Annotated in this window: 27 protein-coding genes; 22 read left to right on the top strand and 5 right to left on the bottom strand. The window is 36.2% G+C overall.

The window, feature by feature from the left end; genetic code table 11:
* The first annotated feature begins 35 nt into the window (after positions 1 to 35).
* Positions 36 to 800, top strand: coding sequence for a hypothetical protein (locus tag MHI40_RS21125; RefSeq protein ID WP_340765248.1), 765 nt, complete (start codon positions 36 to 38; stop codon positions 798 to 800).
* Positions 801 to 840: 40 nt separating this feature from the next.
* Here MHI40_RS21125 and MHI40_RS21120 read toward each other — a convergent pair whose 3' ends face one another.
* On the bottom strand, positions 841 to 1197 hold the full coding sequence (locus MHI40_RS21120; protein ID WP_340765246.1) for a hypothetical protein: 357 nt from the start codon (positions 1195 to 1197) through the stop codon (positions 841 to 843).
* 268 nt (positions 1198 to 1465) lie between these two features.
* Between MHI40_RS21120 and MHI40_RS21115 the strand changes: the two genes are divergently transcribed.
* The 5 genes from MHI40_RS21115 to MHI40_RS21095 all read left to right on the top strand — a co-directional run bounded on the left by MHI40_RS21115 (position 1466) and on the right by MHI40_RS21095 (position 4555).
* The gene (locus MHI40_RS21115) at positions 1466 to 2059 is read left to right on the top strand and encodes a YfbR-like 5'-deoxynucleotidase (RefSeq protein ID WP_340765243.1); all 594 of its coding nucleotides are present in this window, start codon (positions 1466 to 1468) and stop codon (positions 2057 to 2059) included.
* Positions 2060 to 2151: 92 nt separating this feature from the next.
* Positions 2152 to 2883, top strand: a complete 732-nt coding sequence (locus MHI40_RS21110; RefSeq protein ID WP_340765242.1) for a hypothetical protein — start codon at positions 2152 to 2154, stop codon at positions 2881 to 2883.
* Entirely contained in the window at positions 2883 to 3419 is a 537-nt protein-coding gene (gene lepB / locus MHI40_RS21105) for a signal peptidase I (protein ID WP_340765240.1), read from the top strand. The genes MHI40_RS21110 and lepB overlap by 1 nt, the downstream gene beginning before the upstream one ends.
* 4 nt (positions 3420 to 3423) lie before the next feature.
* Positions 3424 to 4113, top strand: coding sequence for a hypothetical protein (locus MHI40_RS21100; RefSeq protein ID WP_340765238.1), 690 nt, complete (start codon positions 3424 to 3426; stop codon positions 4111 to 4113).
* 97 nt (positions 4114 to 4210) lie between these two features.
* Positions 4211 to 4555 carry a hypothetical protein gene (locus MHI40_RS21095; protein ID WP_340765237.1) on the top strand — a complete coding sequence of 115 codons (345 nt, stop codon included), beginning with the start codon at positions 4211 to 4213 and terminating at the stop codon, positions 4553 to 4555.
* 171 nt (positions 4556 to 4726) lie between these two features.
* On the opposite strand, the gene MHI40_RS21090 is transcribed toward MHI40_RS21095, so the two are convergent.
* Both MHI40_RS21090 and MHI40_RS21085 read right to left on the bottom strand, forming a co-directional pair.
* On the bottom strand, positions 4727 to 5227 hold the full coding sequence (locus tag MHI40_RS21090; RefSeq protein ID WP_340765236.1) for a hypothetical protein: 501 nt from the start codon (positions 5225 to 5227) through the stop codon (positions 4727 to 4729).
* A gap of 39 nt (positions 5228 to 5266) precedes the next feature.
* On the bottom strand, positions 5267 to 6370 hold the full coding sequence (locus MHI40_RS21085) for a hypothetical protein (protein ID WP_340765234.1): 1104 nt from the start codon (positions 6368 to 6370) through the stop codon (positions 5267 to 5269).
* A 637-nt stretch (positions 6371 to 7007) separates the two neighbouring features.
* Here MHI40_RS21085 and MHI40_RS21080 point away from each other — a divergent pair.
* The 8 genes from MHI40_RS21080 to MHI40_RS21045 all read left to right on the top strand — a co-directional run bounded on the left by MHI40_RS21080 (position 7008) and on the right by MHI40_RS21045 (position 11696).
* Positions 7008 to 8657, top strand: a complete 1650-nt coding sequence (locus MHI40_RS21080; RefSeq protein ID WP_340765233.1) for a PcfJ domain-containing protein — start codon at positions 7008 to 7010, stop codon at positions 8655 to 8657.
* Between the two features lie 112 nt (positions 8658 to 8769).
* Positions 8770 to 9498: a hypothetical protein gene (locus MHI40_RS21075; protein ID WP_340765231.1), complete on the top strand. Its 729-nt coding sequence runs from the start codon at positions 8770 to 8772 to the stop codon at positions 9496 to 9498.
* Between the two features lie 35 nt (positions 9499 to 9533).
* Positions 9534 to 9881: a DUF2493 domain-containing protein gene (locus MHI40_RS21070; protein ID WP_340765229.1), complete on the top strand. Its 348-nt coding sequence runs from the start codon at positions 9534 to 9536 to the stop codon at positions 9879 to 9881.
* Between the two features lie 21 nt (positions 9882 to 9902).
* Positions 9903 to 10100 (top strand): hypothetical protein, encoded by a 198-nt coding sequence (locus tag MHI40_RS21065; protein ID WP_340765227.1) that lies wholly within the window; start codon positions 9903 to 9905, stop codon positions 10098 to 10100.
* 182 nt (positions 10101 to 10282) lie between these two features.
* Complete coding sequence (locus MHI40_RS21060) at positions 10283 to 10564, top strand: hypothetical protein (RefSeq protein ID WP_340765226.1); 282 nt, start codon at positions 10283 to 10285, stop codon at positions 10562 to 10564.
* Positions 10565 to 10578: 14 nt separating this feature from the next.
* On the top strand, positions 10579 to 10719 hold the full coding sequence (locus MHI40_RS21055) for a hypothetical protein (RefSeq protein WP_340765221.1): 141 nt from the start codon (positions 10579 to 10581) through the stop codon (positions 10717 to 10719).
* A 94-nt stretch (positions 10720 to 10813) separates the two neighbouring features.
* Entirely contained in the window at positions 10814 to 11152 is a 339-nt protein-coding gene (locus MHI40_RS21050; protein WP_340765219.1) for a hypothetical protein, read from the top strand.
* A 253-nt stretch (positions 11153 to 11405) separates the two neighbouring features.
* Positions 11406 to 11696, top strand: a complete 291-nt coding sequence (locus MHI40_RS21045) for a DUF5983 family protein (RefSeq protein ID WP_340765218.1) — start codon at positions 11406 to 11408, stop codon at positions 11694 to 11696.
* Positions 11697 to 11809: 113 nt separating this feature from the next.
* On the opposite strand, the gene MHI40_RS21040 is transcribed toward MHI40_RS21045, so the two are convergent.
* The gene (locus MHI40_RS21040; protein ID WP_340765217.1) at positions 11810 to 12304 is read right to left on the bottom strand and encodes a hypothetical protein; all 495 of its coding nucleotides are present in this window, start codon (positions 12302 to 12304) and stop codon (positions 11810 to 11812) included.
* A gap of 292 nt (positions 12305 to 12596) precedes the next feature.
* On the opposite strand from MHI40_RS21040, the gene MHI40_RS21035 reads away from it, so the two are divergent.
* The 8 genes from MHI40_RS21035 (at position 12597) to MHI40_RS21000 (ending at position 18008) form a co-directional block, all read left to right on the top strand.
* Entirely contained in the window at positions 12597 to 13199 is a 603-nt protein-coding gene (locus tag MHI40_RS21035) for a 5' nucleotidase, NT5C type (protein WP_340765215.1), read from the top strand.
* 47 nt (positions 13200 to 13246) lie between these two features.
* On the top strand, positions 13247 to 13669 hold the full coding sequence (locus tag MHI40_RS21030) for a hypothetical protein (RefSeq protein ID WP_340765213.1): 423 nt from the start codon (positions 13247 to 13249) through the stop codon (positions 13667 to 13669).
* A complete protein-coding gene (locus MHI40_RS21025) occupies positions 13647 to 13877 on the top strand; it encodes a hypothetical protein (protein ID WP_340765211.1) in 231 nt (76 codons plus the stop codon). Before MHI40_RS21030 ends, MHI40_RS21025 begins: the two co-directional genes overlap by 23 nt.
* A complete protein-coding gene (locus tag MHI40_RS21020) occupies positions 13870 to 14235 on the top strand; it encodes a hypothetical protein (protein ID WP_340765209.1) in 366 nt (121 codons plus the stop codon). Before MHI40_RS21025 ends, MHI40_RS21020 begins: the two co-directional genes overlap by 8 nt.
* Before the next feature lie 410 nt (positions 14236 to 14645).
* A complete protein-coding gene (locus MHI40_RS21015; RefSeq protein WP_340765207.1) occupies positions 14646 to 15068 on the top strand; it encodes a hypothetical protein in 423 nt (140 codons plus the stop codon).
* Between the two features lie 159 nt (positions 15069 to 15227).
* Positions 15228 to 16064 carry a hypothetical protein gene (locus MHI40_RS21010; protein WP_340765206.1) on the top strand — a complete coding sequence of 279 codons (837 nt, stop codon included), beginning with the start codon at positions 15228 to 15230 and terminating at the stop codon, positions 16062 to 16064.
* Positions 16061 to 17341, top strand: a complete 1281-nt coding sequence (locus MHI40_RS21005; RefSeq protein ID WP_340765204.1) for an ABC transporter ATP-binding protein — start codon at positions 16061 to 16063, stop codon at positions 17339 to 17341. Before MHI40_RS21010 ends, MHI40_RS21005 begins: the two co-directional genes overlap by 4 nt.
* Before the next feature lie 4 nt (positions 17342 to 17345).
* Positions 17346 to 18008, top strand: coding sequence for an ABC transporter ATP-binding protein (locus tag MHI40_RS21000; RefSeq protein ID WP_340765202.1), 663 nt, complete (start codon positions 17346 to 17348; stop codon positions 18006 to 18008).
* Positions 18009 to 18083: 75 nt separating this feature from the next.
* On the opposite strand, the gene MHI40_RS20995 is transcribed toward MHI40_RS21000, so the two are convergent.
* Complete coding sequence (locus MHI40_RS20995) at positions 18084 to 18575, bottom strand: dihydrofolate reductase (protein ID WP_340765200.1); 492 nt, start codon at positions 18573 to 18575, stop codon at positions 18084 to 18086.
* Positions 18576 to 18578: the final 3 nt, after the last annotated feature.

The following is an 18578-nucleotide window of genomic DNA, read 5'->3' as shown; positions in this document are numbered from 1 at the left end:
TCAAAAAGGATAAAAATTAAACAGGAGGGATTTACATGAAAAGAAAAAGAGAAAATCATTCAACTTATTTCCCTCCTCCACACGATGCTATGGAGGGGGATGTATCAAAACTAGTTGGTCAAGTAAACTTGATCGGACTCTTTGCAGTCGGACTTGGAGGGGTGTCATACACAGGCATCATCATGAGTTTCGACATTGCCTTTATTGTGTTATATATGGCGTACCAATCCATCTTTATGAAGATGGGAAATTTGGGCCGTTGGAATGCTCATCATCGGAAGCTTTATAAACCAGTCGAAAAGCTCATTAAAACTAAACAGTTCTTATACGTAGGGGCTAAGTTTCGCCTTGGACTATATGTAGCAGTATCACTAGCCATTTTCTTGTTCTTAGGACCGGAAAGATTGAAAGAAGTATTGTTGGATGTCAATATTGTTTATGGTTACTTTAACCCAGGAGGAATTTTTATTGCTGCAGTCTTCATGGGGGTCTACGTGCATACAATGCACTATAGAGATCGTATGATTACGATGCGGGAGTTCTATGACACCGTGCAATATGTCAAAGCTCGCCACGGAATGAAAACAGAGGAAGCCAAGAACTTTTCGTATGAACAATGGTATGACATTCAAGCAGAAAGAAGAGGACAGACTCAGAACGTTCAGGCTCAACCTTTACAAGAGAGAGAACTTGTTACTCCGCAAACAACTAAGCAGCGTGGAGACGGGCGTAAACCAGCTCCACCCCCTGCACAACCAGGATCAGTAGAGATAATGAGTAGGAGACAAAACAGGGTATGACCTTTCCACTGAGGAGAGGTCATTTTTTATTCTCATTTTATCATGTTCGCAAATGCAAAGGTAAGCCTTTGTTAGGATCAAATTTGTCTAAAGGTTTAAAGTTCATTTCTACCTCTAAATCTCCAGTTTTAAAGGGGTCCGAAGTTGGTTTTCCTTTGGAGCCTTTTCCCCAACTGGCAAACTTAGTGTCTAAATCAACGTTAATACCACTTCTAATTTCAAATTGAATGTATTTGAAACTCTTCTCCATGTCATAAGTGGAATAGCCTTTGGCAACATTATCGCTAGGGTTAAAAATATCACAGAACATAATGATAGACAGCGTAAATTGTTTCGTTTCAATTATTAACTCGTTGCTATAAGTCCCTTCTTTGTATTTAATGCTGTTTACTGGCATATTTAATTCACCGTATTTTATATTTCCGTATTTTATTATAATTACCTTCCTTCTGTTGGTAGAAAGCTACCATTTTTTTAATTGTGTACGTAAAAGTGAAATGTTGATAATATTAATCGTAGCACAGATAGGTATAAAAGACCTTAACAAAAATGGATTTGCTAGTCTAAATTACATTAATTTGTTCCATTAAAAATTCACGACATATTAGACAACGAAATGTAAATAGTGTATACTATAAAGAACGAGAAATTAAGGGGGAATGAAAATGAATGTCATTCAATATCTATTGAAATGCAGAGGATTAATGAACCTGAAACGGTATCAAAACTTATTCTTATTTAAGCAACGCAGTGTAGCAGAGCATTCATGGTCGGTAGCCAAAATTGCTCAAGGACTAGCACTAATAGAGCGAGAAAAATACGGCAAGGAAATTGATATGGGAAAACTGCTTGAAAAAGCAATTTCTCATGATGAGATAGAAATATTGACAGGTGATATACTCTCTTTAACCAAAAAACGTACAAAAGCTATGACGCGTGCTGTAGAAGGTCTTGAACGACAAGTCTTTGAGGAAGAATACGCTCAGCAGTTTTTGCCGAGTGGATGGAAAGAGCATTTTCGTTCCTTAACGCTAACGGCCAAAGACGATTCTATTGAAGGGGAAATACTTGCCGTTGCTGACGTAATAGATACAATGTTTGAGGCTATTGAAGAAATCCAGCTAGGCAACACTGAATATTTCAGTGGAGTCGTGACGAGTTCGTACGACAAGATTGCAGACTCCCAGTTAGGAAGCGTACAAGATATACTGGATGAGTTTAGGACTCAATACGAAAGCTTGATTCAGAAGGCATGCTAACGCATGTCTTTTTGTTATTGCTCGACATGATACGACGATTAAAAAGCGGCTATTAACATATTATACAAAAACAATAGAAAGAGAGGAATTACATGCTGTTTTCAGAGGTAAAACCGAATAACAGATTACAAATAAAGTGCGAACATCCCGACCCTTCAAAACGGTTAGTGCGAGGGATTGTTCTTGCGGTAGGCGACGAATCGTTAATCATGGTGACTGAAGGTGGAGATATTCAGGAAATAGAAAAAGACCAAATGCTCCATATCCTGATTATTTCGTTACCTAAAGTACTTTCCGATGCACTACAAGTGTTAAAAAACCAGCATGAACGTATTTATCAAAATGAAGAAGCTCGGATCAAACTGCGTGCAGATTTAGAAAAGTTGAAAAATGGAGTTCATGACGCATCCTTCTTGTCCGATTTTAACGGAGTCGGGGCCACCACGAGACTCACAGCTTCAATTGAACCCGACGAATTGAAATTCATTTCGAAGGGACTAACTTACATCTTCGGTTTTACGCCTTATTCCAACGATGAAATTATACTGGAAATTGATGTAAGAGATACCTTAGAGTATCCACAATTTGTTCAAGAGAGAGACGTAGATCGCATTCTGGATACACACGCACCAGATGTCATACAAATTATCAAAAAGCAATTCTCTTATTCCACCAATACTAAGCTGATAGAATCAAAGGTGATGCATGAGAATGGAGACTTCTATATTGTCCAGTCCTCTTATCAAGTACGTATTCCTATCTCCGCAGAGCTGTTCGTTGAGATGAGAGAAAAAATACGACAATCAATCAGGAGGATGAAGTGATGGAACAAAGAGTGCCCAAAAGAAAGAACTTACGATTTATTCTGCTGATGATCATTGCCTTTGTTTTAGGTGCAGCATTCAACGTTTCAATGAAGCCCACTGTCGTATCAGGGACATCCATGTATCCCACGCTGGATGATGGTGATTACATGTTGCTAAACCGATTGACGGAAATTCAGAAGGGGGATATTGTTGTTTTTCGTTCTGGAATTGAAACTGCTCCTATCATGGTAAAACGAGTAATAGCAACAAGTGGAGATGTTATAACAATTTCAGATTCAAAAGTAACTATTAATGGCCAAGATTTGGTCGAGCCTTATATACAAGACAAGGATTTTATGGGTGCTGTGTCATTGACAGTGCCAGATGGTGAAATGTTTGTGATGGGAGACAATAGAAATAACAGCTTGGACAGTCGCAACCTTGGTACAGTAAAAGTGGAAAACGTTATCGGAAAGACGCTTGTTCGCTTGTGGCCACTAGAGACCATTCAAAATGATACTAATTATAACAATAAAAGATTAGGGGAGGAATGAACGGATGAATAGATTGAATAAAACCGGGATGACGCTCATAGATTATAAAACAGAGCTAATGAAAGAATACCCGCAGATAGTTCGAGATGCACTTATCACAACGATTGCACAAATGAAGGAACAGAAGATCGTTACAATAGATGCCTTCACCTACATGCAAGATAAAACCATTCCAATGGAAGACTTTAATCGGTATCTTCTGACGCAAACAACCTATGCGAAGAGTGACGAAGAGATGTTCGAAGAATTTGAGGTAATACGCAAGGACTTGATGCGAAGCTTGGCAAATACACTTGGGTTAACATCTAAATCCATGCTGACAAAAGAGCAGATCGTGGTCCATAAGAAGTTTTATATGGATGCAACATTTGCCAAAAACTACTTCCAAGTAGAGGAAAAAGATATAATGAATCTCATGAAAAGAAAAGGTATTGTCGAGAAATTTGCGGTATTAAGGTTACCCAAAATAATAGGGGACTACTGCAACAAACACAAGATGGAAAATAGGATGATTCGTATGGATTACTCGATGGTGTACTATGAGTCTGAAGGAGATCGTTATGCAATTGATTTAACCTTTGAAATAGGAATCGAGAAGCTTGAACATATGGTGGATTACTCAGAGGTTAGCGATAGTATCACGCAATCTGTTGAAGAAGCAAATCTTTTCTATGCAACAAAAATGCAAGCATAAGACATCCTTCGGGGTGTCTTTTTATTTGGACGTATCATATTTGCATATAATGAAATATATTTATTTGAGACAGATAAGCATCAGGGAGGAACATGAAATGGAAAATGAATACCAAATTGAAGTTTCTTATCAGGTAAAAAAGGTTGTAACAGTAATGGGTGAAGATGTAAGAAAAGCTCGAATAAAGGCAGCAGAGCTTGTTTATTTTTCAGAAGAGAATGTCGTTCCGCAGAGCGTCAACGTGAATGAAGACATTACTCGTCATTCAGAGTTGAACAAAGTGAGAACACTGGTTGTTACAAAAGATATGATAGTGAAAAATGGCATGCTTCGTTCCGGAGAAATCAATGAGGTGATAAGTCAAACAAATACTTCTTATATCATAGTGGCGAATAATGAGGAAATTCAAATTCCTTTTGAATATGCTTACCCTGTGAGATGACTAGAAATACAGTACTGCTTTGCAGTGCTTTTTTTTATGACATATTCTGATTTCTGATTAAAAAAAAGAATATCGACTTATAAATTATAATCTACAAGAATCTTAATAAGATTAATATAAAGTACACAAAAAGAGCCCAAATTAGAACTGAGCTCTTTTTGTATTAACCATTTAAACTGTAGTGTTTTTTGGCTGAATGCTCCAAGGTGATGGTGGAATATCCATTGCCACTTGATCACTGCTTGGTTTAATGCTCCAAGGTGATGGCGGAATATCCATTGCCACTTGATCACTGCTTGGTTTAATGCTCCAAGGTGCTGGTGGGATGTGCTTAGCTACTTGTTCACCGCTTGGTTTAATGCTCCAAGGTGCTGGTGGGATGTGCTTAGCTACTTGTTCACCGCTTGGTTTAATGCTCCAAGGTGCTGGTGGGATGTGCTTAGCTACTTGTTCACCACTTGGTTTAATGCTCCAAGGTGCAGGTGGTATGGCTTTTGATGTTGCCTCACCGATAGTTTTAACGTTCCATGGTTGAGGTGTTATTGGTCCTGCTACAGTACTTGATTGTTCTCCAGACTGGGCTAAACCAGTTCCTGTAGAAGAAGTAAAGCCAACAACTCCTATACTTAGAGCCATTGCTGCACACAGCAACTTTTTCTTCATGTTTCTCATTTTTTTTCCTCCTGTTATTGTCATGATACTCCGAAAGAATCATGTCGCTACATTAGAATCACTTCGCAAGAGCAATTCGTTCACCTTGAGTAGAATACTCATGATGCCCTCGATATCATTTCTCTCGATAAAAAATTCATTTAGCTGTTTATAATAATACCGTATATCGTAGTCATTTCCTATCTTTTCTATTCTTGGTAAGAACTCGGCTTTCATAAACTTCACATATTCTTCGGTGTAACCTAGTATATGGAGTTTCGCCACTTTATATTCCATCAAGAAATCTTCAAAATGCAACATCGGTTTCTCATGTTCTTCCATGGATTCTAATACATAGCCAGCTTTTAATATTGTTTCATTTGCGGCACTCAGATTTTTTTGATCCCTAAAAGCTTTTGCTTGCATAAGAAAAAGTACGAATCGCTCAAACTTCATGGATTCTGGCATCGCTTGAATGCCGATTTCGCAATTTTGGATACATTTATCGTAATTTTTAAACTTCATACATGCTAAAGCGTAGTTGTATAAAGCTGGGAAACGAACTTTCCAACAATTTGTAGAACGGGCATAGTACAAAGCTTTCTCTAGACATTTAAGAGAACGTTGAAAATTCATTAATTTAGATTCTACAATCGACATGTTTGTATAGAGTTCAGACACTCTTTTCAAATTATCATTGTTTTCATAGATTTCCAGTGCGATAGGGCTGTGCTCTTCCACTAAATCTAAATGTGAAGTCCATTGAGCAGCTAGACAGATAGAATAATGCAAATCTGCAATTTCTAATCCTTGCAAGGAGTTTCTTGTAGTTTCAGGAATAACTTCATAAGCTTGAAGGTACAACAGGAGAGAAAGCTCGAAATGCTTTCTAGCGTAAGCTATGTTTCCGTTGTATTTGTGATAAAAGTAAATTATCTCAACAGTCATTTCATGTGTTCTTTCACGTAATTCAGCAGAAATCACTTCTGCTTCATCGATTTCCCAAAGTAAGATATGTGCCCGCATTAATCGAACCTTATTTAACAATCTATCTTCGTTCGTAAGTTTGCTGTGATTATTTTCAACACCTAAAATGTGCTGCTTTAAACCAATTATTTCTTCTTTCGTTTTCGAATGAAGCAGTAGCTCATTTATATTTTCCAAGCTTTATTCCCCCTCCTAAAGTTCTTTAATCACGAAGACCACTTATTAACATTGTTGGTTCTTCGAATATGTATATCTCTATCTAAAATTTATAGTCATTTAATTGTATTTTGAAAAATCAAGCAACCCTCAGAAGAAGGTGAGTAAATATTATTTTCCAATGGCAAAAGCAGGATAATTAAATAATAAATATGAGAACAACAGAGGGATATAGCTTTGCAAAGAAATTGTTGCTATGTTTATACAGCTTCTTATATGTCTCTAATTATACGTCAAATTACACTGTTTGTCAACAATTGCTTATTTCTGTTGTCTGTAGGAAACAAGGAGGGGAGACATTATTTGTGGTTTGGGTCTATTGGTAATACTGTTCTTATGTCGAATATACTATGTATTTGTCTAAATGTCATTAGCATATGCATAAAAGGATATTTTTCTGGTGTATTTATGAGAATATTTCATTAATTAATACGGTAATTGTACCCAAGAGGATTTATGTTTCTACATTATTCGACATGATTCTCTATTTTTTATCTCTTTCTCTTGTCATTATCAAAATATTTCTTCCGCATACAATAAACAGAACTTAAAAACATGGAGAGGAATTGTCCTCATTTAAAAAGGAGATGTTTGTTGTATGAAGAATGGTGTGTATAAAAGATTTTATCGCAATATTAGAAATGAAAAAGGAATGTCAAGAAGAGAGTTAGCTTATTTCTTTGCTTGTCCATGTGGGCACACTGATTCCAGTAATGAGGAGCCTTCTCATTACGTTTGTGTTTGTGATAATAAAGGCTTTTACGACGGAGAAAGGTTTCATGTTTTTTCAGTCACAGTCTTGGAGGATGACAAACGAATCAAGCTATCCATAAGCGGACAAAACTATAGAATGCTCTTCGAAAATGATTATGGGGAGGATGATATAAGAACGTTTAAAAATGTTAAGCTTCAGGCATACAGAAACTCCTTTACGCTCAGTTTGTCCAAAGAAACCGGACGGACCTATAAAATTAAGTTTCCGCAGCGAACAGTCCAGGATGTTTCACGTTATGGTGTTACTGGAAGAGATGTAAGAGAGGCTTTTTATGCAGCTCTCAAAACTCCTGCTTATGCAAAAAAGGTGGATGAATTTATTGAAAGATTATCCAGTAGAATTCCAGATAAGATATTAGCTGAGTGGAATGTAGACTCGCAAGGAAAGAATAGCGAAGAAAAGATTGGAATGCTTACGCTACTAAATGCTTATCCCCACCTTCATCATATGGGAAAAGCAATTCCGTTGTTTAGTAAAGAACCAAAGAAAAACAAATTAGTACGCCAAGCAGCGGGGGGTACAGAGGCGTTCAAAGCAATTTGTCCAGCTCTGACCAAACGTTCCATTAAGATGCTTAGAAAGCTCCCGAATTATACAATTGGAGAAGTTCTGTCTATTGTTCAAGTCATGAAAAATAAAGACCATATTCATACGCTAATTGAAAGAAAAGTGAATAAAACTAATTCGAATTATCAACTTCATGATGAAGACCCTAGGGCTATAATAGAAGTCTCGTATATTAGAAAAAGGCTACTTAAGAAGTTCATAAGGCATTTTTATGGAGATGTTGAACGATTTGAAAGAGCGATGGTCCAAGATATGCATGTAGATTTCCATTTCCAAGATTCTATAAGGATGTATGCAGACTTACTGAAAGAGATGGATTCTCTTGAACCATCTGATTTAACCCGATTTAAAAAAGAATTTTTTGATGTCATAACAGGCAATCTAAAGAGTGTACATGACGGATTATCGCAAGCAAGAAACATGATAAACAGAGCAAACAAAATCATTCCTTATCGCAAAGAGGAAATCAATCAGTTGTCTTACAGTGGTCAAACGATTCAATTCCGCCCAGCCATAGACACTCATGAATTACTTCACGTGGGAAAAGCAATGCACATTTGTGTAGGAAGCTATGACCGAATGGCTTTAGAAAAGTCTCTAGCTATCGTTATTGGCTTTAAGGATGAAGAACCAGTACTTTGCATAGAGCTACAAGGAAACGAACTCAGACAGGTCAAGAAGTCGAGAAATCAACGATTATTCAAGAATGATATTGCTACAGAGGATTTTCAAGCTTGGATGAAACAAGTAAGTCCTAAGGTATTCACTAATGATTTATGCGAAATAGATGTGGAAAAAGAATTAGTAACAGTGGAATCGGAATTGATCGAGGAGAATCCATTTGCACATAGGGTTTACCATAATGCTCCAATAATAGAGGTAGGAGAATTTGAATTGCCTTTCTAGAACCCTATTACGGGTTCTTTTTTTTGGCATAGAGTCACTGATAATCCCATAGGATAGTTTGTTAAAACAATAAAGGAGCAGAATTATCCTGCTTTGAAAAGGAGCGTCTATTATGAGGTTTTATCATATTTCCACGGAACTGTTGCATACCGGTTTGTTTCAACCCGCTATACCAAAAAATCGACACAAAGATGCAGAAAACGATAAGATTCCTCGTATATGTGTATCTAATTCGGTAGAAGGGTGTCTATCCGCAATTCCAAACGGTGGTTCTAGACTAGACGAAATGAATTACAGCAGGCGTGGGTACTACTTGTTATTTACGATCGACACGGAAAAGTTAGGAATATCTTCAGAGAATATCATGACAAACGAACAAATCTATGAACTAGACTATGTTAGGGATGCTGACTTTACTGGAGAACATTGGATACTTCAAGAATTCCAAGTAGATGCTTCTGACATACAGTTGATTTGCTTACATGATTGGGCAGAAGAACCAGTGGATGTACTTCCCTTTAGTATTTTCGCAATTGCAGAAGAGAAGTATGAAGGCGATTACCTGACCGCATACATGGAAATGTACGATGATTTAGTGCCATGTAGCGTGCGTATTTCTGAGGCTAATTATCATTCATCGGTTATTGAATCTGGGCAAATAATTTCCCTACAAACCGATAGCATGGAGGAGGCAGAAGAAGTTGCCATTTTACTTGCTGCTTGTCAAAATGTAGAAGTCATTAAAGTAGACACATATGATGTCGCCTTTCAAACGACAGGAGAAGCACATCTGGGTATTGTCTTTGAACAACATTTTGAGTTAGCATCGCAATTCAACTAGGAAATTGAAATTAAATAGGAAAGAGGATGAATAATATGAGATTAGTAATTGCAGGAGGAAGAGAGTTTTCAGATTATGAGTTTTTAAAACGTGAAGTGGATCAATTTGTGCTTGGAGCGGAAGAAGTGATTGTTATTTCTGGTAAAGCGAGGGGAGCAGATTCCCTTGGAGAGAAATACGCGAAAGAACGAGGGTATGGTTTAGAAGATTACCCTGCTAATTGGAAGCTGTTTGGAAAGCGAGCGGGATTTGTACGCAATCGACAAATGGGCGAGTCTGCGGATGCAGTTATCTGTTTTTGGGATGGATATTCAAAAGGGACAAAGCATATGATCGATTTGGCGAAGGAGCTAGATCGTAAATTACTTGTCGTTCGGTACTAAACAAGAAGGGCGGAATAATTTATGGTAAAGAAATTAATGGGTATGGTTATTTTACTAGTATTGTTCACAGCATTCCTGATAGCTAATGGTACAGGTATAGCAAGTGGTGCAGAAAATTTAAACGGCGAGTCACTTTCTATTGGGGACAAGTTGGCAGAATGGGCTGGCAATCTTACAAAAAAAGTCATCGATAAAGTCTTCGAAAACTTTATCGGGTAAGGCTTTGCTTAATCATACGACTCTCCTCTCGGAGAGTTTTTTTATATTTATAGGCCATGGTGCATAAGATGAGTGAAAACACTATAAGCATGTCGATTGGTTGGTTGCCAACAAATAACTATTGACGATTTTAGAGGTTGAGTTTGGAAAACATACAATCAACAAAAAAGGAGAGAACTTAAATGTTAGTTTTGTCGAGAAAAAAGGGCCAGTCCCTTTGGTTTAATGGAAAAGAAATGATGATTGAGGGGATAAAAGAGGGCGGACGGCATGATGGAAAACTAAAAGTGAATTTTACAGGAGAGAATGATCCGACGCGACATTTGACGGAAGAGGTAAAAGAAGTAATCCCTGGTCTGTGCATTGGTTTTGTCAAAGGGAAGGGAAAGCAATATCGTCTCCTTATTGAAGCAGGGGACATGCGTGTTGCTAGAACATACGAATACGTCAGAATGTCAGCATAAGAACAGGAGGAATTATGAGCACTGTTGAAGTCGAATTCAGAATTGATTCGCTGTTAGTTATTGAAGAACAGGGGGGTAAGCTAACACAGATTCAAGAGTGTGAACTGCACAGCCTGTTCTGCATGCTTCTCCATAAAATGGCTAACATTGCCTAACAAAGCGAGGTTCAATGTCTCGTTTTTTTGTTGTTCAAATTTAATGAAGTAAACAAGTGTCAATTGCATATGCTAAGAAAAAGGAGTGAAGCCTATGGGGGAAACACACTTGATCCTCACGGGACTACTAATCCTCAGCCTGATCTCCACTTTTCTCCTAACGAGCACAAGAAAAACGTCGTATATTGCTCGAGGAGGAATAATCGTTGCGTTATTGGTTGTATGTATTCATGCCAATCACCTGACCTCCATTAACAAGCAAATCGTGGAAGAAAAGGCTAAAGTTCTGTATGAGGAGAAAGGGCCCGACATTCGTGTGGTTCAAGAAAGTCGTCATCGCTTTAGAGTCCGGGCAGAAGATAATAAATATATTCTGCTGGTCACATACGACGGATTTTATATAGATGAGATAAAAGAGAAAGAGAACAAATAAGGGCCCAGTTGGGTTCTTTTTTCTGTGTAGTAAAAAAAGATATTCCAAATGAGGGTGCCGTTCACTTCTGAACATTATTCTGCTTAAACGAATATCTTCATTTATTGTAAATTTAAATTGACTAAGTAGTCGTTTGAGTATATTTCTTGTATGAATAAATCGATATTATGAAATGACAAGTAATTGCGTATGATAGGGTGAAACAAGATAATAGGAGCGGACAAGTCGTCTGCATTTAAGGAGGAAATTATTCATGGAAAAACTAGAAATCTCAAGTATGTTAACCATTTCAACAGCACATATCTCAGAGGAGACCGCTAAACTCATTGAAAGTAATGCTATTCAAGGGCTGATACATTATCAAAAGAATGAATACGGTTGGTTTATCTATACGGGTGTTGAAGAAGATGAGGTTGAACTGAAAGAAGATTTACCAGAAGACTTGAAAAGTGTCATGGATGTAGCAATTAGACACAATTGTATATGGTTATGTTTAGATCGAGACGCAGAATTAGCGAAGGATTTGCCTATTTATCACTGGTGAACTAACTCCTGAAAAATAAAATAATGAAAATGCAAAATAGTTCGTAACAGGGGATTCTATCCCTTGTTTTTTTATTTCCAAAGAAAAAGAGCCTAAAAGCTAGGCTCTATATTTTATAGTTTGCGAATCATTAAGGTAGCGATTACTTCATTCCGCGGAATAAGCACATCAAACCCTTGGGTAGTTAACCACTCTTCCAGTTCTTCAGCGGAAATAGGCTCGTTGCTTAGTGAACTTGGTGCAGCGTAGATCATTAAATACTTTACTTTACGCTCTTCACAAGCTTCTGCGAACAATTGAAGCATTTCAGCTCCGTATCCGCCCGACATTATTGATTTATCCGATGACATATCCTCGATATAACCGTAAAGTTGCCTGTCAGTCTCTGTTTCAAGCAGTGCATTAAAGACTTTCATGTCTTCTTGAATGTCATCTTCTACCATTCCTTTGGCAATCAACGACATCATCATGAGGTTTTCTGGTTGTAATTCCATTACAGAGCCGACTATTGCTGCATCTATATTTGGGTTTGACGGGGCGAGTATAATCGTTTCCCCATTTTTCAAGTAGCTTTGTACCATATCTAGATTTTGTTGTTTCATTTCCATATCAAACATCTCCTCTTTCTTTGATAATCTATCATACGAAAAGGAAGGAGGAATTAGTCATGTTTTTCTTCTCTTTCTTTTCAAAGACATATAGAAAGCCAATAGCATCAACGATTTTTATTCGGCATCATTAAGCATTTTCTTTTCAGTCGAAAATGAGTTTCTCAGAGTAATACATGTAGTTCCTGCACCATCAAACATTATCAAATTATGAAAAGGATAAGGTAAGAATATAATACACAAGAATTATAAAAATGGAGATCCTATAGGATCAATGAAATGGAGACGAATAATGAGAAAACCGATTATTTTATTAGATATGGATGATGTAATGGCAAACTTTTCAGCAGAATGGATACGGCTATACAATGAGGAATACTCCGATAGTCTGACTCAAAACGATTTGACAGAGTGGGACGCCTCTTTATTTACAAAGCCTGAGTGCGGGATGAAAATTTATGATTATCTTCGTAATCCGGGGCTATTTCGCAACCTGATAGTTGCGGATGGGTGTAAGGATGTCCTGAAAGATTTAACTGAATTAGGAGCAGAGCTAATTATAGTGACGGATTCACCTCAAGGATGCAGCTTTGGACAAAGTGACTGGAGGGGAAGTAATCCAACTGATGATAAAAGAGCATGGTTGCAGGAACATTTCCCCTTCATTCCAAAAGAAAATTTTATAGTTACTTCTAAAAAATGGCTCGTTCAAGGTGACATACTAATAGACGATAAGCCATCTACTATTTTGAAGTTTCAAGAGCTTGGGAGAAAGGTTGTAGCAATGAGCAGACCTTGTAACCAAAAGATAGATGCTCAACTTCGTGCGGACAACTGGTTTGTACTCCATGATATTTTGATTCGAGAATGTTTTGGAGGTATTGTTCGGAACTAAACATAGTCCAATAAATTTAGTTAAGAGATGAACAGGAGGAATAACACTTGCAAAATCATTGGTTAATGCAAATTGAAAAAAATAAAGCTAAGAATATGAAGTTCTATACGGAAATCATTCGTGAAAAATACGGTAAGGAACTTTCGTGGATAGAAGTTCAGGCACTTGATAGACAAGAGCATTTAGCTATCTTATGTAAGCTTGAGGAAGCCATTAAACTGGACCGATCTCAGTACGACATCGAAAAGCTTTCAAGAGCTATTCAATATTCAAGAAGTGGAATGGGTGGTTCTGCAATGACGCCCTATACATGTCACTTTTGTGGAAAGCAAGATATATGGACGAACACTGCGATTCCTAATATCTGCAAGGATTGCACGGATGAAATGGCAAAGGCAATAATATTGTCAGGTTTCGATCTTTCGAAATCACAAAAGGGGATAACTAATGAAACCACATTTACTTCATAAAGGCGACATGATAAAAAGCAGGATAACTTCTCGACTTTGGATAGATGAAGGGGAAATATTTGAAACGTTAGGAATAACGACCTCTGTATATACCGATAGTCAAGGTGTACTTTTTATTGATCGCAACGGAGGCATTCGGGCATTCTGGTCTCTATCAGATTATGAAGTAATCCACCAAATTATAGACAAGGAGAATGGAGATGAGTGACGAACTAATAATTCAAATAGAACATTTATTGGAGTCCATAGAAAAAGTGCAAGTCAAAACCTATCAACTCTGTCAAAAGATGAACCTTCCCAAAGAGAAGTACGATACTCGAGTGTTCTGCAAAGGCTCACTGGTACAGAAAGCTCAACAGGAAGACATAGCTCAAATTAGAGAGGTTTATTCGTTATTGGTGAACGAAGAGATAGTACCACTTCTTCTGCAAAATCGTTTGGTATTGGTGCAAACATTAGACAAAAGAGTTGCTCCAGAATTTATTGGGACAACCTTGAACATTCTTAGGGAAATCTATCATGATCTACTTATTGATTTACAACGAAATCGAATCATAGGCATATAGAAAGAGCAGTATCCTATCTAGGGATGCTGTTTTTTTTGATAGCTCAGTAGCTCACGACAGGGATACCATAAAGTGTTATTAACAAACTAGTATTTTTTTGTACTATTCGACTTTATTAACGGAAAGGAAAAGGTAAAACATTTATTCCTTATAAATAACAGATACAATTCTTGCATAACATCCTATATATTATAAATATAAATTGATATATATTGGAATAGAAGTCAGGATATAGGGAGGAATTCATGAAAATAATAGGGGGAATTGTCGGACAGAACAATTAGTATAATGTTGCACAAGAGCTATCTGAATTAATTTATCTTATTAAGTGCTATTGTTCTAGTAGTATTGAAACAACAAGGAAGAATACGAAAAACATTATTAATTAAATTAGAAAAGAGGGAAAAGTAATGAACATTAAAAAAATAATACCAGTTATTGCTTTATCTATTTTTGCCGCTAGTGCTGTGCCAGCATCAGCTGACGTTCTTGGTGGTTGGAGTGAAGAAGGTGGCTATTTCACAAATCCTGCAACAGAATTAAATAACAGTTTTGTTGTTGGTGAAAAAGGAACAGTTTCAGCACTAGCTGCTGCAGCTTCACACTCTTCTTTTTATGATTATAAAAAACCTGGATCACAAATTTATGAACGTATTAATGGGGAAACTACTTGGAAAGGTATAGAACATTATTCGAGAGCTAGATATGAGACTTGGGTTACTGGTACTGCAGAAGCCGATAGTGGCCGAGTATGGGGAGTAGGTTATACACTGGCAACTAGTGGTTGGCATCCTGGAGATTTCGCAACTGCTAAAACTTATTATGGAAATTAATATGACAAGAAGAGGTAATCCTAGGATTATCTCTTTGCTTTTAAAATTATGAGAAGCATTCTGCATAAACAAGACATAGCGTTTTCTCTCTATCTTCTTGTTATTAATATACTCTTCATTCTTGTTTTTTGGACAATTTCATACTTAGACTACATCAATATGATCAACAATGGATTTGTGGATAAGAGTGCAATCAGCTTCACGATGGAAGAAGCAAATTCACCATTTTCAAAAGTTAATGATGAATTTATTCTATTTCAATACGACGTTAATTTTCCTGAAGTTAAATATGTTTGGTTAAATGGGGATGTAGTTCTTCCTCCGTACAACGAAGCAGAAGATATTATTGATATTGATAAATATCAAGGGAATGTCGCTATAATGGGAAATCAAGCTAATAGTAGTGTGCCTGTCGATTACACGCTAATAGGACAATTCAACACGCCTAACTCATACATATTGAACTCTGAAACATGGCTTATATCAAATGAAGTAGAACTAGTGCTAAAAAATGGTACATATTTTAAAATCGTCGCTCCAAACGATGCAGAAGAATCTATATTAAACAAACTTATAAATGATAATACAATAAGCATCATTGATAATGAGGTGTTTGGTTCCTATGCTTTAAACTCTAATACTTATGTAAATAAGGTAGGTTTAGTAAGTCTAGTTTTCCTGACTCTTATATTCATCTTGATATGTTATATTCTAATAAGCAGAGAGAAAGCACTAATGGGCATACTCTATTTATCCGGATATCCTTTTCATTCCGTATTCAATATGGTATTCAAATACAAAATAATCCCTTATTTATTACAATCCACATTGTTAATAACTACCTGCCTAGTAATTGAAAAAGGATTCCCACTTTGGTCTAATAGTTGGATCTTCAACTCACTTTATATGTTTGTTGGATTTAGTTTATTTTTGCTTATGTTTTTTTATAAAGAAGTCTTTTCTTATACAGTGAAAAGAGGAGGTAAGAAATTTTGAAAATTATATTGACTCTATTTAAACAAAACAAATACTTTAATCTCCTTAATATCTTAATCGCAACAGTATTTTCATGTCTGTTAATGGTGTTGGTTATTAATATGGATTATACGGTGATCGAAAGTAATACCGTGGAGAATTTTAAAGATAAAAACTTATACCAAATATCAGATGAATTGTACGATGAGAAAGAAACCTCCTTCTTTTCAGTTCCGTCTAATTATGACAAATTATACAATTTTTCAAAAGAGCTAGAAGAGAAACTGAAATATATATATTACAATCCTGTTTGGCAACCGATAGGCGTGGCAGATTTCAAAGGTGATATAAAATATGATGCTTATTATGAATCTGGCAACAATCAACCGCCTTTTAATATTGGTGATACCTCTTATCGAACGGTCAAGTCTATGAGGTTTAATAAAACGGTGTTTGATTTGAATAATCTTCAATTAAAAACCGGAAAAATGTTTAAAGAAGAAGATTATGTACTACATGATAATATCATTCCAATTATTTTAGGCTCTGATTTATCAAATATATATAAATTAGGAGATACAATTAATATCTTGTTTTACCAAAAGGAGTTTAAGGCTGAAGTTATCGGGTTTTTGAATGCAAATCAAAAAGTATTGGCAGCTAATGAACCCGAGGTATTATTAGATAGATACATAGTGCTTCCAGCAATAAATTTTAGTGAAGCTCCTTCTGCTATAAAGAGTTTCAACTCACAAAATGAACTCTTCTTTAAAGCTATACTGCTTAGCAATTCAAATGGGAAAATCGTAACTGATTCTTCTCCATTAGAAATAAAGAAAACTATTAACGAAATCTCAACAAAAACTGGTTTCTCTGACTTCACTATTATTGGTGCTAATACTATTTCAACCGATATATTAGTAAAAATGACAGAGCAACACACGGGCGTATTGATTTCTGTTTTAGTAGTTTTATTCTTAATCATTTTGATTATCTCTGTTTTTGTTATGTATCTTAAAGTTAAACGAAGCATTTCCACTTACCTAGCACTATTAATAAGCGGAGCAAGTTTAAAAGACATCTATAAAATAGTAATAGGGGAATTTATATTTGCAAATGTGATTGGATGTTTCATCCCTGTTTTGTTCTTATTATTTATAACTAAGGGATCCATACTATTACTTACAAATTACTTGTTTTTGGTCATTGTTTTCTTATTAGTTTCCACACTACTAATAAACATAATGGTTAAAAAAACTTTCCATACTATAGATATAGTTCAAAGTTTGAAAGGATGATACTATGACCAGACTTTTATTAGAGAATATAAAAAAAGAGTTTAAGGGCGTCCCGGTCTTTGAAAATGTAAATTTACATGCTGAGGGAGGTAGACTTATAGCAATTAAAGGTAAAAGTGGAGTTGGAAAAAGTACACTATTAAATATAATTGCTGGGTTAGAGCGTCCAACATCAGGTGAATTATTCTTGAATAACGTAGATATGAATGAGTGTAGTTTTAGTGAGTTGACCAAACTCAGAGGTAGTTCAGTTGGATATATCTCACAGCATAGTCCAATGATACCTAAATTAACGGCCTTAGAAAATATTTGTGTTCCGTTATGGTTCAAGAATGAAAAAGAAGAAAATTTCGATATGGATAGAATCAATCAATTAGGTGAATTACTTGAAATCAAACACTTATTTCCGAAAAAGATTCAATTGTTATCTGGAGGCGAAGTTCAAAGAGTGGGGATTATTCGTTCTCTTATCAATAACCCCGAACTAATTGTTGCTGATGAACCGACAGGATCGCTTGATGATGAAACGACTTTAAAAATTTTAAGCTACTTTGACAAACTAAAAGAGCAAGGCCTCACAATCATTATCGCCACTCATAGTAGTCTAGTCGCAGACCGTTGTGATCTAGTATATGAATTAAGAAACGATGGATTATTATTAATATAGGATTTCTACCTATTCTTTGTACATAAAGAGAGTGCACTAGTCCTTCTGGGACTAATGCACTCTCTAACTTTTTGTTTACTTAATTTTTCTTTCATAGACATGGAAGTAATAATCATATGGGTTTTGGTGATTTCGAATGCCTTTTTCCACTGATATCTCGGTCCATTCGTTCAAATCTATTTCTGGAAAGAATGTATCACCTTCGAACACATGGTGAATCTTTGTCATATATATTTTCTCTACATCCATCATGAACATGTCGTATATTTGTTCTCCCCCAAAGATAAAAATCTCTTTTTCATCCTTACATAATTCAAGTACTTCTTCTCGTGAGTGTGCTATTTCACATCCAGGAAAGGAAAACATGCAATTCTTCGTTAAAATAATATTCCTTCTATCTGGCAAAACTCGGCCAATCGATTCGAAGTTTTTTCTACCTAAAATGATGGGGTGTCTCTTTGTGGTTCGTTTTACGAATTCCCAATCTTTTGGAATTCTCCAAGGGATGTCGTTGTTTTTACCAATCACTCGATTTTGATCCATTGCAACAATAATGGACACCTTCACATA

It is taken from the genome of Psychrobacillus sp. FSL H8-0510 (assembly GCF_038008345.1).
Lineage (GTDB): Bacteria > Bacillota > Bacilli > Bacillales_A > Planococcaceae > Psychrobacillus > Psychrobacillus psychrotolerans.
The sequence above is the reverse complement of the archived record's forward strand: the minus strand, read 5'-3'. Positions and strand labels throughout refer to the sequence as shown.

Coding starts and splice junctions, on each gene's coding strand:
- MHI40_RS21125 (WP_340765248.1), top strand. CDS start 36: ATGAAAAGAAAAAGAGAAAATCATTCAACTTATTTCCCTCCTCCACAC.
- MHI40_RS21120 (WP_340765246.1), bottom strand. CDS start 1,197: ATGCCAGTAAACAGCATTAAATACAAAGAAGGGACTTATAGCAACGAG.
- MHI40_RS21115 (WP_340765243.1), top strand. CDS start 1,466: ATGAATGTCATTCAATATCTATTGAAATGCAGAGGATTAATGAACCTG.
- MHI40_RS21110 (WP_340765242.1), top strand. CDS start 2,152: ATGCTGTTTTCAGAGGTAAAACCGAATAACAGATTACAAATAAAGTGC.
- lepB (WP_340765240.1), top strand. CDS start 2,883: ATGGAACAAAGAGTGCCCAAAAGAAAGAACTTACGATTTATTCTGCTG.
- MHI40_RS21100 (WP_340765238.1), top strand. CDS start 3,424: ATGAATAGATTGAATAAAACCGGGATGACGCTCATAGATTATAAAACA.
- MHI40_RS21095 (WP_340765237.1), top strand. CDS start 4,211: ATGGAAAATGAATACCAAATTGAAGTTTCTTATCAGGTAAAAAAGGTT.
- MHI40_RS21090 (WP_340765236.1), bottom strand. CDS start 5,227: ATGAGAAACATGAAGAAAAAGTTGCTGTGTGCAGCAATGGCTCTAAGT.
- MHI40_RS21080 (WP_340765233.1), top strand. CDS start 7,008: ATGAAGAATGGTGTGTATAAAAGATTTTATCGCAATATTAGAAATGAA.
- MHI40_RS21075 (WP_340765231.1), top strand. CDS start 8,770: ATGAGGTTTTATCATATTTCCACGGAACTGTTGCATACCGGTTTGTTT.
- MHI40_RS21070 (WP_340765229.1), top strand. CDS start 9,534: ATGAGATTAGTAATTGCAGGAGGAAGAGAGTTTTCAGATTATGAGTTT.
- MHI40_RS21065 (WP_340765227.1), top strand. CDS start 9,903: ATGGTAAAGAAATTAATGGGTATGGTTATTTTACTAGTATTGTTCACA.
- MHI40_RS21060 (WP_340765226.1), top strand. CDS start 10,283: ATGTTAGTTTTGTCGAGAAAAAAGGGCCAGTCCCTTTGGTTTAATGGA.
- MHI40_RS21055 (WP_340765221.1), top strand. CDS start 10,579: ATGAGCACTGTTGAAGTCGAATTCAGAATTGATTCGCTGTTAGTTATT.
- MHI40_RS21050 (WP_340765219.1), top strand. CDS start 10,814: ATGGGGGAAACACACTTGATCCTCACGGGACTACTAATCCTCAGCCTG.
- MHI40_RS21045 (WP_340765218.1), top strand. CDS start 11,406: ATGGAAAAACTAGAAATCTCAAGTATGTTAACCATTTCAACAGCACAT.
- MHI40_RS21040 (WP_340765217.1), bottom strand. CDS start 12,304: ATGGAAATGAAACAACAAAATCTAGATATGGTACAAAGCTACTTGAAA.
- MHI40_RS21035 (WP_340765215.1), top strand. CDS start 12,597: ATGAGAAAACCGATTATTTTATTAGATATGGATGATGTAATGGCAAAC.
- MHI40_RS21025 (WP_340765211.1), top strand. CDS start 13,647: ATGAAACCACATTTACTTCATAAAGGCGACATGATAAAAAGCAGGATA.
- MHI40_RS21020 (WP_340765209.1), top strand. CDS start 13,870: ATGAGTGACGAACTAATAATTCAAATAGAACATTTATTGGAGTCCATA.
- MHI40_RS21015 (WP_340765207.1), top strand. CDS start 14,646: ATGAACATTAAAAAAATAATACCAGTTATTGCTTTATCTATTTTTGCC.
- MHI40_RS21010 (WP_340765206.1), top strand. CDS start 15,228: ATGATCAACAATGGATTTGTGGATAAGAGTGCAATCAGCTTCACGATG.
- MHI40_RS21000 (WP_340765202.1), top strand. CDS start 17,346: ATGACCAGACTTTTATTAGAGAATATAAAAAAAGAGTTTAAGGGCGTC.